This is a genomic window from Streptomyces sp. NPDC050388 (assembly GCF_040655635.1).
Classification (GTDB): domain Bacteria; phylum Actinomycetota; class Actinomycetes; order Streptomycetales; family Streptomycetaceae; genus Streptomyces.
Map to the genome: position 1 here is coordinate 1 of NZ_JBFAKH010000135.1, position 12,475 is coordinate 12,475.

The following is a 12,475-nucleotide window of genomic DNA, read 5'->3' on the forward strand; positions in this document are numbered from 1 at the left end:
GCTACCTGACCCCGCTGGAGATCCGGCAGCGGCACGAGCAAGGACACGCCCTCGCGGCGTAAGCATCGAGTGTCCAACGTCACGGGGAAAGTCCACGTTGACCCGGGACACCACCCGGTCACGCAGCTCATGGCAGTTGCGGCTGGCGCCCAGCTTGTCGAAGCCGTCCAGCACCGCGTCCAGATCTGCGACGACCGCGACCCGCATGTCGAAGCGGCGGAAGAAGTTGCGGTACCGCGCGATGCTGCCCTTGCCCTCGACCCGGGCGATCGCCGCTCCGTGCTTGTCGAAGTCCCACGCCGGATTCAGAGTGCGCGCGATATGCGGGATGAGGATGTGGTCGCTCGGGCCTTCCACGAGCAGCACGGAGCTGGCGAAGAACGCCGCCTCGTTGTTCTCGTGCGTGATGATCTCGAACTGGTCCCGGGCGTCCATGTCGGACAGATCGATCACGCAGGCCCGGCTGGTCGGCGGGGTCAACGAGTGGTCCTTGACCACCTTCACAAATGTGCCCGTGGCCCCGGGCGCGAAGAAGGCGGATGAGTGCGTGCTGACCAGGACGTCGTTGTAAGTGGCGAAGACCGCCAGGGCCTCGAAGAGCTTGCGCTGGGCGCGTGGGTGGAGAAAGACCTCGGGCTCCTCGAACAGCAGGAGGCAGGGCTGCTGGGCACTGTCGGGCCGGGCAGGCCGAGCGGTCTTCAGGTCCACGTAGGCGCGCAGAATGGCGAACGCCACCGAGCGGCGCAGCCCGTCTCCCTTGGTCTTGAACGGCCCGCTGATGCCGTCGTTAACAGCAATCTCCGCCTCCTCCAGCAGGCTGCGCAGCCGCGGCGGGGGGATCTCCAGGCGCACGCTGGCGAGGGGGAAGGACTCCTGCAGATTGCGCTGGATCAGCGACTCGATCTGGCGCACCTCGGGCAGCCGCTTGTCCCTCTCTTTGCCGTCCTCGTCCTTCACCACGTTGAGCTGCTTGCGCAGTTGATCGAAGGAGGACTCAAGCTCGGGGAGTTGGTGCTCAATGTCTTCGAACAGGATGGATAACAGCCGCCCGAACGTTGCCGTGGAGCCGGTCTTGACGTCGTCGTTGAGTTCCTTCACGGCCGGGATGTAAATCGGCTCCGGCAGCAGTGCAGCGACCGACTTGTCCATGCCCGTCTTCAGCGGCTCGTCGCCCGTTACGTAGTCGTCGTCGGTGAGAGCGGAGACGAGTTCCTCCCACTCCCGTCTGACTGCAACACGCGTGATCTTTCCGGACAGCTTCTCGTAGATCTGCGGGTAGGTGTGCCGGACGTTCTCCGCAAGCTCCTCCGGAGGGATCTTGGGCTTGATGACCTCCTCGAGGACCTTCCTATGGAAGCGGGGGTCGCTGGGCACCTTCTTGACCAGCCACATGGCGCCTTTGCCCGGCCCAGTGTAGGTACGGGCCAGGGTCAGGCGCCCCTCGTGGATCTCTCCCTCAATGCGGGATCGGTGGCCTTCCTCCAGACGCTGCAGGTCGGCATCGCTGATTTCGGCGAACGTCAACTGGATGCGGACCGGGCGCGCAGGGTTCAGGAAGTCGGTCTGGGCAGCCGAGCCGGAACGCAGGAACATGTTGAGCGCCTGGAACACCGACGACTTCCCGGCGTTGTTCTCGCCGATCAGGCACCCGAATCGGGAGAACGACATGTCCACACGGCTCAGGCCACGGAAGTTGTCGATTCTGATGTGCTCAAGGCGCATGGTGCTCCAGAGATGGTTCAGCCGAACGAACATCGTAGAGGCCGGTGTGACCACGCCGCTGAGGTTCAGCAACACAAGACCACGCGGGCATGCGGAAACTTCAGCCACTGCTCACCGAGTTCGGCGGCGGTGTCGTCCGGGCTGCGACCGTCCCATCTTCACGGTGCACGACGGCGACGCGGCCGTGCTAATCCGGATCTGCTCGGGCAAGCACGGCCGCTGGGGACAGATCTGCGTCCTGGACGAAGGGCACGAGACCTCGCTGGAGGAACCGCACTGGGGCCACAACAGCGACGGCGAGCCGATCGCGTGGGTGGGCAGCGCCCCCGACGACTGGTGAGCGCGATGTCGACCGCACCGGGTGCGGTCGACATGCGCCGTCGCCGGTGCGGCGGCTCTCAGAACGTTGCGACGGTCGGAGCCTGCCGGAATCCGGCGGCGATCTCATGGTGGCGTGCGGGCACCGTGTTCGGGCCGACGCGGACGTAGAACTCCGCGCGCTGTCCGTCGCGGTAGGCGTACATCTGGCCCCCACCGGAGACTTCGATAGCAAGGACCGTCTTTCCGTCGTGGTCGATCACGCGTGTTTCGTAGGCCGGCACCGGCTCCAGGTTGTCGCGGATCATGCCGACGACCTGGAGGACCTGCTTGTCGACGTTCGCTCCCTCGGGCAGGCCCACGACCTGCAGGTCGTCTCGGACGCCGATGAGGACGGTGCCGCCGTCCTGCGATGCGAAGGCGGCGATGGTTTTGAGCATCTTCTTCCGTGAGTCGCCCTCCGGGACCTCCCGTTTGCACTCCAGGTACTGTCCCTCTCCGTTCGCCAGGAGGATGTCCAGCTCAGGTCCGGGCTGCTCCCAGACGACCGAGGCGTCGCGGGCACGCCCGTATGTGGGAGCCGGGAAGCTGCGCCAGTCCAGCCACAGGTCCTCGCGGCGGAGCATCAACAGGCTCTCGTGGGTGAGTCCATGGGGCAGCGGAAAGCGGTAGGTGTCGGCACCGTCGACGGACTGGGACTGGTTGCCCGCCGCCCAGCTCAGCTCCAGTACCGCGCCGTTCAGGGCCTCACCGTCAACGACGGCCGTCAGCAGGTCGGGCCCGATGGTGATCTGCGCAAACCAGCCCGCACGCTGCGGCAGGACGATACGCCACAGGTCCGCACGGCCCGCGGTGCTGTCGTGGGGGCGCTGGTGAAGGAAGGCGCTAAGCGCCTGGTCGAAGTTCAGAAAGGAAGGGCCGCCCCCGACCAGTAAGCCGTGGCCGGGCTGGGGAGCGCTGGTGTCCCGGTTGATGGTCCACTCGGTGCGCGGCCATGGCGTGGTCACCCGGCCCCACTCTTCCTGGCCGCGCAGCCGATAGGTGGAGGCGCTGGAGGACACCGGGTCGGGGGAGACGACGCGAAGGCCGTGGACGTCCTGGCCGTCGCCCCGCAGCAGCGCGGCGACCGTCGGGCCGGGCAGGCGCAGCTCCAGAAAGGTTGCCGTGCTGTAGCGCCAGGCTCGATCCTTCAGTGGGGCGTTGTCGTCCAAGGTGACCTGGCCATGGTGCAGTCGCCACTGTTGTGCGTCCGCGACCAGGGCCAGCTTGACCTTCACCAAGGCGCGCTCGCTGAGCATCGCCACCAGTGCAGCCGTCTCCATCTGCCCGCCGTTCGCCATGCCCGGCTCCCCTCTCCCAGTACCGTGTGGTGCCGAACCAGGCGCATCGTCACGGTTCATGCTCTCGAGCAGGCTACGCCGGGGGGTGGGTGAGCGGGAGCACTGGCAGTAGCGGTGGTTCCGACGGCGGCACGGGGGTGCTCACGACCACACCCCGACCTGCTTCATGGCGGACTCGGCTATCTCGCACGGCCAGCGCTTGCCGCACCCCTGACAAGAGGGTTCAGGACCATCGGCAGGTGCGTGCTCCTTGAGGATCTCTTCGGTGACGTCCCAGAAGACAGCGTGCCCGGCGGTAGCAGGTTCCCGGCTCGCTGCGGGGAGCGCGAACATCGCGCGCCAATAGCGGTTCTGTTCGGCGGTCTCTTCCTTCACTGTTCCTCTTTCACCGAGCCCGGGGGCGTCATGGCTGACCCCCGGGCCCGTGGTGGTGCTGGAAGCGGCTACTGCATCAGTCCGGCGAGGGCCTGATCAGCCATCTGTACTCCCATCGTGGCCGCGATGGTGGTGCCGGCCTCCAGGAGCTTGTCCTTGAGCTGCGTGGCGATCTGATGCAGGCGGCCCGGCTCAGGGTTGCCCGAGGTCGCCTCGGTGTGGAGGTCCTGGGCGACGCGCTCCAGCTCCGCGCGGTCCGCGTCGGACATTCCCAGGGTGGTACTGACCTGGCCGATGTATCCGGCGAGCTGGGCAAACAGCGTGGGGTCGACGCCGTCGGTGTTGTTCTGGGTGAAGTGCTGCTGCTCGCCCATGATGACGCCCTTGGCGTTCGGCATGTAGTTGTTGTACGTGGTGCCGGGGCGGGGCTGGTTGATGTGGTCCTGCACGCTTCCTCCGGACAGGGCGCAGCTGACGCCCCAGGATGTGATGGCGACCGTGGCGGGGTCGGTGCCGATGTGTTCGATCAGCTTGTGCTCTGTCAGGTATGCGAGCGCCTGGTGCAGCTCGGTCCCGCTGATCTCGGTTCCGGCGAAGTACGAGCCGGGCGTCGCGAGGAACAGGGCCGGATCGACGGGCGTCTGGTCGCTGGCGGTGTCGAAGAGCCACCGCAGCAGGGCGTCCATCGTGTGCCGGATCCGGGCGGCACGGTCCTTCTGCAGGTCTTTCAGCTGACGCACGGCGACGCGGCCTGGGTCGGTGAGATGGACGTGGGTGCCGGTATCTCCCATGGCACGGAGGATCTCCACCAGGCCGTGCTGCTCCAGTTGGAGAGCGAGGATGGTCGGATCTTCTTCCTCTAGCTGGAGTTCCTCAACAAAGGGGGCGACGTTGATGTACGCCGACGGGTTCTGCTTCGCGCTGCTGTCCAGCCACAGCAGCAGCCGGGCCAGATAGCCGCTGCTCTCGGTCGTCTCACCGCCGGGGACCGCGCTGGCGGTGGCATCGAGCTGGGCAGACACACGAGGAGGGTTCCGTCGTTGAGCGCGCTCCAGGCTCTTGTTGGTCTCCTTGACGACGTTTCTCGCCCACTTGTCTAGCTCGCGCTTGTTGATTCCGTTGCGGGCCACGTTGCCCTCCTGTCTCAGGTGTCTCACACCAGCCTACGAAGGGGGACTGACAGCGGGCCGTCCGTGCGCTGATGCCGACCTCGCCAACGCGCAGGATCGGAACACCCGCTTGACGGAAGAGAACCGCGTGCTGCGCGAACGACTGTCTGCAGTTCTTGGCGAGGAGATCTGGCGCGAGGCGGGACTGGGTGGCCCGGCGGCAGACATCAACCAGCTGCAGATCCACATCACCGAGCTGGAGCAGGAGACGGTCGAACTACGCCGACAGCTCGAAGAGTGCCAGGAAGATCTTGATGCCGCCCGAGCCGTCAACCGTGAGTACATGGCTCGACTCAACGGCCCGCCAACGGGATGAAGAATCCGACCTCAATTCCGATTGAGCAGGAAGAGAGCTGGTCCAGGACCGGCTGGCCCTGGACGGTAGCCGTAGCAGTCGGCGCAGGTGCTGCGGCAGCAGCAAGCTGATGACCACCCCCGAGACATCACGGGGGCCGCCTTGGCAAGCTCAGTAATGCTTACGCAAGGCTCTTATTTGCTCAACCGCATCGGTATCGCCCAGTTGGGCAGCTCTGCTGTACATCGCGATGGCCTCCTCATTCCGACCCTGTGCCGCCAGGAAACCCCCCAAGGCGTACGCACCTAAATGTTCGCCCAGCTCGGCTGCATGCGACCACCACTGCACGGCTTCGTCCAACCGGTCCATCTCAAAGCACACGAGGCCCAGTACTGTCGCGGCGTTGGAGTATCCACCTCGCATTGCCTTATAGAGCAGTGAGGCGGCTTCCTGTAACCGTCCTTGCTCCTTGAGTTGGAAACCGAGGAACCCGGCAGCGTCGGTGTCGCCCGCGTTGGCCGCTTTGAGTAGCCATTGCTCGGCTTCCTGGGGCCTGCCGGAATCATGCAAAAGCACGCCCAGCTCGCGAGCGGCCGAGTCCTGCCCGCCAGCCTCGGCCTTCCGGATCCAATACTCAGCTTCTTCGAGAAGACCTTGGCCCCTGAGTATGATTCCTAAATTCAGGGCGGCGGCCGAAGATCGGCCGCTCTTTGCGGCAGCGCGCAACCAGGCTTCGCCTTCGTCGCGCTCACCATGCTCGGTGAGCGTGAGGCTCAGAAGCCAGGCCGCATCAGCATGGCCGTACTCGGCCGCCACCCGAAGTGAGGACTTGGCTTCCTCGATCCTGCCTTCGTTGCGATGTTGAAAGCCGGCAGCGAATGCAGCGTTCGCCAGCTGTTCCTCGTGCGGTTGAAGATCCTTAAGTTCGTTCTGCTCATTGAGCCTGCGGCCGACCGCCTCCAGATGATCCGCTGCCTCCGGATGACCGAGCTCATCCGCCTGGCGGAACCGGTACTGCGCCTCCTCCAGCCGCTGCTGGAGGGTCAGGATCAACCCGAGCAAATACGCACTCGTGGCCGACCCCAAATCGGCGGCTTTGATCAGCCACGGCTCCGCCTCCTCCGTTCGACCGCACTCATGGAGGTGGGCTCCAAGTCTCGCGGCTGCCGGGTAGTAGTCGGCCTCGGCAGCCTTCCTGAGCCAGACTTCCCCCTCTGGTACCCCTTGATCGAGTAGCAGATAGCCGAGGCGAGTCGCTGCTTCGACTTCTCCGCTTTCCGCGGCTGTGAGCAAGAAGGGCTGGGCTTCAGCCGTGCGTCCCATATCGGCGAGGAGTGAGCCGAGTCGCTTGGTTGAACTCATATCACCGGAAGCAGCAGCTTGGCGATACCAAACTTCCGCTTTCTCGTGCTTGCCCTGCTTATGCAGCGCGACACCAAGAGGCTCCAGAGCACGCGCGTCTCCCGACTCCGCAGCTTTTTGCAGCCAAGGTTCGGCTTCGTCCGGCCTTTCCATCTGCAGCAGGGTAACGCCAAGACTTAGGGCCGCGACTATGTTTCCGGCTTCGGCGCCCCTTCGCCACAACGGTTCAGCTTGGGCGTACTCTCCTCGCTCGGTCAGCGATTGCGCAAGGAAGATCGTGCCGGAGAGATCGGAATCATCCGATTCGCTTGCCCTCCTGAACCAGCCGTCCGAACTCGCATAGTCCCCTATTTGGCGAGTCATCAATCCCATGGCCAGCATGGCCTTGACGTTCCCACCGTCGGCCCCTTTTCGGTACCACGGTGCGGCCTCCTCCTTCCTGCCTAGCTGTTCAAGAATACCAGCCAGTCTGTATGCGGACTCCGCATGCCCCAGTTCGGCCGATGCGCGGAGGAACTGCTCAGCCTCGTCAAGCCTTCCCTGGTCTGCGAGCAATGAGCCAAGGAACGATTTGTCTTGACTGTCATCAGCGCGATAGGCGATCCGATAGTATTCTTCGGCCTTCTCTTGATTCCCTGAATTTTGAAAGCAGTGGCCGAAAAAAATGGCAGAAATTGCGATCAGTTCGGGTTCAGAGTCAGTCGAATCCGAATAGGTGTGAAAGTGCTCCTCGGCCTCATCGAAGCGTTCCTGATAAGCAAGCGACATGCAAAGGCGGGGGCCGGCAGCGCCTTGTCCGCGAGTATAAAGATCACGGAAAATGTCTTCGGCGACATCGAACTGCATCTGATCGAATGCCGCTGTACCTACGTCGAAGCGCCCCTCGTCATCGACGTAGGACACCACCGACCGCCACACCGCTTCGGGCAGAGGTGCTGCGTCCGGGTCCCGCTGCAGCGTGTCCACCAAGTAGTCGAACGGCAAGTACTCGTTCTCGACTTCTGTCGGAAGCAGCAAACTGCTCGTTGCGCGTACCTGTTGTGAGGCCCACTGGAGTGCCATTTCGAATGACTCCGGGCGTAAACGAGCACCCCCACGGGCCCGCAAGTAGTGCCCGTGGAGCTCCTCAAGGAGCGATACGGGCAACGGTCCGTACATCCCCGCACGCCGACAATCAACCGCAGCGGCAACGAGTGCTGCTCCCCGGGGATTCCTGCCAGGTGCCCAGCCGTTCAACCACTCGGTGAACAAGTCGGGTCCAGCAGCGAGAAACTCGCACACTCCGTATTCGTCAGCACGGCTCAGAGCTTCCGAGATGCGCGTGTCCTGGATGAGAGTCGCGCGCTGCCTCTCAGATGCCGACCAGTGTCGTTCAATGCGTACGACGTGGTCGGCCTGGGCGATGACCTCCGCCCCAGCGAGCCCAAGTTCGTACTGCTCTCGGTCTGCGGAGTACCGCAAACGTGAACTGAACTTGGCGTATTCTTCAGCCCGGATCGTCGCCAAGACTACGGCGTGCATGCTGCGCAGCAGTCTCAGCCGAGGCGAAGTCAGACGGCTCGGCCCCAGATAGCGCTCCAAGTCATCGAGCCAGACAACTACCTGTCTTCCCAGGCGAAGTTTACTCAGGCCAACTGCCAGGTCGTTTGGAGAAAGATGCAGCAGACGGAAACCAGGTAGCTCTTTGCGAGCTGCCTCATAGGCGGAGCGGGACTTCCCGGCAGTGGATTCACCGGCGAGCAGGACCATACCCCCGTCGGCAGACACCTCGCGTAGAGCCCGCTGTAACTCGGGATCCGTATCACGGCTTACATACGGTGGCAATTCTGGCTCGCCCTGCTGGCCGCGGGCCGTCCGGTGCACTCCCAGCTGAATCGGCTTGTCCAGGTCTCGGACTGTTGGCCACTGCTCAAGGTCCGGGATCGCTTCCGCCGCGTGGTCTCGCGTCAAGAACGTGTTGATTTGCAGATTTCCATCGCCCGCTTGCACGGCATTGGATCCGCGAGCATCGACCGATCTCGACGTCAACTCACCGCTTTCCACCCTCAGACCCGTCAGTTGAAGGTGTTAGTTTGCGTGTTGTGGTCACCGGTCTGCACGCCCTTGGCTTCTCGAGCGTCGATGCTGTACTTCGATACCGGTCCGACCTGCTGCTCCAGTTGCGTCAGAAGCGCTTGGGCGGCTCGAAGAACCACCTCGTCACGGTCGGCTCCCGTCGCGATCAGGTGTTCACCAAGCTGCGCTTGCCACACGTCCGGCTCGACTTCCTCGGCGTCCAGGACTTGAGCTGCCTCTTCGCCGCGCCCAGCCAGCCGGCGCCTCACCAGTTCACGCAACGAATCGTAGGACTGGCGTACAGCGTCAGTAGCAGTGTCCGTGATCCCTGCCGTGGCGCCAGCGGCCAACGCAGTCAAGATCACTTCAACTCCAGTCATTTTTCCCCCATTGACGACTGTGTAGGTGACAGATGCGAGCCGGGTGCCAGTCTGCCAGGTTCCGTCCGCAGTTCGCATGATGGCACGTCACGTCTCCATGTAGCACCTACAGGCTGGCCCCGGGGCTTCATCGTTCTCGTTGCCACGGCCCCATGCGCCGAGGCGTTTTTCGGGCTGCTCGTCGAGGCAGTGAGCCCTTTCCATCTTCACTCTGAGCTGGTCAGATGCAGGGTGAGGACGGCCTGGACGAGGCTGGTGATCCGGGTGGTCGAGCACCGCAGTCTGCGCAGAAGCCGCCAGGACTTGAGGGTGGCGACGGCCCGCTCAACGAGTGCCCGGATCTTCGCGTGGGACCGGTTCACCGCCTTCTGGCCTGCGGAGAGGGCCTCCCACCGTCCCCAGCACGGGATGCGGACCGTGCCGCCGGCACCCCGGTAACCCTTGTCCGCCCAGCACCGGATGCCGGCCTCGGCAAGGGCGCCAACGATGCCGTGCTCGCGGGCCGCGCGGACGTCATGGACGGCGCCGGGCAGGGCCGGTGAAGCCCACAGCAGTCCGCCGAAGGGATCAGCGAGGACCTGCACGTTTATCCCGTGCTTCTTGTGTTTTCCGGAGTAGAACGGCCGGTCCGCGGCAATGCGGTCGATCGGCAGCAACGTGCCGTCCAGGAGCAGATACGCCTTCACCGACGCAGCCCGAACGGCGTCGGCCAGGGTGGGCGCGAGGGCGGCCAGGAGGTCGACGGCCTCGGTGACATACCGGTAAGCGGTGGTGGTGCCGACGCCGAATCCGGCCGCGAGCTGGGCATACGTGTGGCCTACCCGCAGGTGGGCGAGCGTGAGAAGGGCCTGGCGGCCGGCGCTCAGCCGCCGTCAACGGGAACCGATCGCACGGCGGTGCCGCCGCAACTGCTGCGTGAGGAAACGGAGGGCAGAGCTGGACACGTCCAGCCCGGACGGGTAAACAAGCACGTGAAGCCTCTGGCGGAGACGGATTTCTTGGTCGAAAACCCATCTACCAGGGGCTTCACCATGTTGTCACCCCAACTGCCGAACTTCAGAGGCAGGTTGGAAAGGGCTCAGTGAAGATCGACCGACCGTCGGGGACAACGAACTCGTTTGAGTGACGGCGCTTGCACTACATGTGTTGCAGTCTCTACCTTGAGGCCAAGGCCATCTGAGCTGCGGAGATGACGGCAGCCTGAGTCGGTTGCACGCAGGACCCTCACAGAATCGCAGATCGGCTTGTTCGCCGACCGAAGGTGGAGCAGGTAGCGGCCCTCGTCGTCGGTGAGCAGGGCCGCCGTGCCGGGAACGATCGGCCAGTCGATTGCGACACGGGTGTGCTTCTTGACGAAGACGTGCGGATCGTCGGTCGCGGGCGCGGGACCGGCGTTGGCCAGGGGATGGACGGTGATCCGCGGGCAGAGGGCAGCGCGGTGGTTGCGCTGCCAGTGCTGGACCTGTTCGGCCATCTCCTGGGCGGCCAGGTGGCCGTGGGGCCCGTAGCCGTGGACGACCAGCTCGTACACGCCGTTGCCGTCGTCGCCGTCGGAGATGCGTTCGGTGGCCAGGCGCGCGAGGGAGGGGCCGCGGACGATCGCGGCGCCGGGCCGGTGCCGGGGCGGCGGGTCGAGGACTCCGTTGTCGCCGTCGGGGTCGGCCGTGAGGCGGCAGAAGCCGGGCAGGGCGCCGGCCAGGTAGAGGGTGAGGGCGTCGAAGGGCTCTTGGCCGCCGACGGTGACGTGGGTGTGCGCCACGACCGGCTTGTGGGTGAGGGCCGGGGCGAGTTGGTCGACGGGCAGTGGGGTGCCGTCCTCCCAGGACAGGTGAACGCCGGTGCCCGGGACGGTGCGCCGGTTCGTGTTCCAGGCGCCGGCTCCCTGCATGGCGACGAAGCCGCAGACGATGAGCGGCTCGTCGCTGTGCAGGGCCCCGTCGCGCTTGGTGAAGCCGATGGCCCAGGTGTACTGGTGCAGGCGCAGCGGGGCGACGAGGCGTCCGCCGTCGGCGACAGCGTCGATCCAGGGAAGGTCCCAGGTGTCGACGGTGACCAGGATGGTGTCGAAGCCGCCGTCCGGCACGATGCCGGCGGGGAGGTGTTCGGCGTCGGCGGTGACCACGCGGACGCGATCGTATCCGGTCCGGGCCAGGCAGCGGGTGGCGTGGTCGGTGACGGCCGGGTCGATGTCGAGGGTGGTGACGCTGCCGGTGGGGCCGACGAGTTCGGCGATCAGGGCGGCGTTGTAGCCGCCGGAGCCGATCTCCAGGACGCGGTGGCCGGGCCGGATGCGGGCGGCTTCGAGCATGTCGGCCTGCAGCCAGGGCGCGGACACGGAACTGATGATTCGACCGTCGGCTGTGTGGCGGGTGGGGATGATGTCGTTGGCGTACGCCTTGTGGATCGGGACGTCGGGGGCGAAGGCGTGCCGGGGCACGGTGCGGAAGGCGTTCTCGACCGCGGTGGTGCGGATGTGGCCGGCTGCGTGGAGTTGGTCGGCGAGCCGGCGGCGTGGCTCGCTCGCTTCGTCGAGTTCGGTGGCGGGCGGAGTCGTCACGGTGGGCCTTTCGGACGGCGAAGGTGAAGCGAGCGGAGTCAGGGGCGCAGGGCGAAGCAGTGGTACGACTCGTCGAGCTGTGTCACGTCCGCCCGGGCCCAGCCGGCGGTGAGGAGTTCCACCTCTGTGACCTCGATTTCCCACGGTTTGGCCTCGTCGTGCCGGGGGCTGCGTACGGAAGTGGCCACCCAGAAGATGCCGCCGGGGGCGAGGAGTTGCCGCACCCGGGACAGGAAGGCGTGCTTGTCCTGGATCCAGCGGTAGACTAGTCGGCAGGTGATGAGGGCGAACGCCGGTTCGGGCAGGTCGTCGGTGTCGAAGTCGAAGTGCCTGAAGTCAAGGCCGGGGTGCCGATGACGGGCGGTGGAGAGCGCGCTGGGTGCGCAGTCGATCCCGGTCGGCCGGTAGCCGAGTTCGGCAAGCGCCTGCACGAGTGCCCCGTCTCCGGAGCCGATGTCGAGGGCGGGTCTCCCACGACCGATGCCTACCTGCCGGCTCAGGGCTTCTCGCTCCGGCGCGTCGATGCTCCGGTAGCGGCGGCCGGATCGCCACAGAGGCTCCCAGTACGCGCCGGCCTCGCCTGCTTCGTACGCTCCGCTTGCTCGGGCGTCTTGTGAAGTGTGGACCACAGCGTTCCTTCCGGGCCTCGTCAGGCGGGTTCGGAGGTGCTCGGCGCACCGCCCGGGTGTGGGAACTGTGCCTGTGCGGGATGGCCGGTGGTCAGCCCACGGGCCCCGCTCAGATCGCGGTCCGCGATGCGCCGCAGGTGCTTGGCGAAGACCGCCTCCGCGTCGGGGTTCATGCGCGTCAGGGCGACCATGCCGGTGACGATGACGTCGCAGACCTCGGATTCGACGTCCTGCCAGGTGTGGGAACGGCCCTTGCGGGGGTTCTGCCCGGCT

General features: G+C 65.5%; 10 protein-coding genes and 2 pseudogenes. 2 read left to right on the forward strand and 10 right to left on the reverse strand.

All coding sequences use genetic code 11. The annotated features are described in order from the left end of the window. The coding region (locus tag AB0I73_RS38015) for an AAA family ATPase (protein WP_363044977.1) at positions 1–1,794 on the reverse strand (1,794 nt) is incomplete at its 3' end. A gap of 91 nt (positions 1,795–1,885) precedes the next feature. Between AB0I73_RS38015 and AB0I73_RS38020 the strand changes: the two genes are divergently transcribed. Next, complete coding sequence (locus AB0I73_RS38020; RefSeq protein WP_363044978.1) at positions 1,886–2,062, forward strand: hypothetical protein; 177 nt, start codon at positions 1,886–1,888, stop codon at positions 2,060–2,062. Positions 2,063–2,120: 58 nt separating this feature from the next. Here AB0I73_RS38020 and AB0I73_RS38025 read toward each other — a convergent pair whose 3' ends face one another. From AB0I73_RS38025 to AB0I73_RS38035, 3 genes are all read right to left on the reverse strand, one after another. Further along, positions 2,121–3,380, reverse strand: a complete 1,260-nt coding sequence (locus AB0I73_RS38025) for an ATP-binding protein (protein ID WP_363044979.1) — start codon at positions 3,378–3,380, stop codon at positions 2,121–2,123. A gap of 141 nt (positions 3,381–3,521) precedes the next feature. Next, positions 3,522–3,755, reverse strand: a complete 234-nt coding sequence (locus tag AB0I73_RS38030; RefSeq protein ID WP_363044980.1) for a hypothetical protein — start codon at positions 3,753–3,755, stop codon at positions 3,522–3,524. Between the two features lie 68 nt (positions 3,756–3,823). Further along, positions 3,824–4,885 (reverse strand): hypothetical protein, encoded by a 1,062-nt coding sequence (locus AB0I73_RS38035; protein ID WP_363044981.1) that lies wholly within the window; start codon positions 4,883–4,885, stop codon positions 3,824–3,826. Positions 4,886–4,994: 109 nt separating this feature from the next. Between AB0I73_RS38035 and AB0I73_RS38040 the strand changes: the two genes are divergently transcribed. Beyond that, the gene (locus AB0I73_RS38040) at positions 4,995–5,240 is read left to right on the forward strand and encodes a hypothetical protein (protein ID WP_363044982.1); all 246 of its coding nucleotides are present in this window, start codon (positions 4,995–4,997) and stop codon (positions 5,238–5,240) included. 150 nt (positions 5,241–5,390) lie between these two features. Here AB0I73_RS38040 and AB0I73_RS38045 read toward each other — a convergent pair whose 3' ends face one another. From AB0I73_RS38045 to AB0I73_RS38070, 6 genes and pseudogenes are all read right to left on the reverse strand, one after another. Beyond that, a complete protein-coding gene (locus AB0I73_RS38045) occupies positions 5,391–8,330 on the reverse strand; it encodes a tetratricopeptide repeat protein (protein WP_363044983.1) in 2,940 nt (979 codons plus the stop codon). 305 nt (positions 8,331–8,635) lie between these two features. Further along, entirely contained in the window at positions 8,636–9,094 is a 459-nt protein-coding gene (locus AB0I73_RS38050; RefSeq protein WP_363044984.1) for a hypothetical protein, read from the reverse strand. A gap of 128 nt (positions 9,095–9,222) precedes the next feature. Then, a pseudogene (locus AB0I73_RS38055) lies at positions 9,223–9,987 on the reverse strand (IS5 family transposase). Between the two features lie 107 nt (positions 9,988–10,094). Continuing rightward, positions 10,095–11,573, reverse strand: coding sequence for a methyltransferase, FxLD system (gene fxlM / locus AB0I73_RS38060; protein WP_363044985.1), 1,479 nt, complete (start codon positions 11,571–11,573; stop codon positions 10,095–10,097). A 38-nt stretch (positions 11,574–11,611) separates the two neighbouring features. Beyond that, complete coding sequence (locus tag AB0I73_RS38065; protein WP_363044986.1) at positions 11,612–12,202, reverse strand: class I SAM-dependent methyltransferase; 591 nt, start codon at positions 12,200–12,202, stop codon at positions 11,612–11,614. 20 nt (positions 12,203–12,222) lie between these two features. Beyond that, positions 12,223–12,475: pseudogene (locus tag AB0I73_RS38070) on the reverse strand (hypothetical protein); the annotation flags it as partial.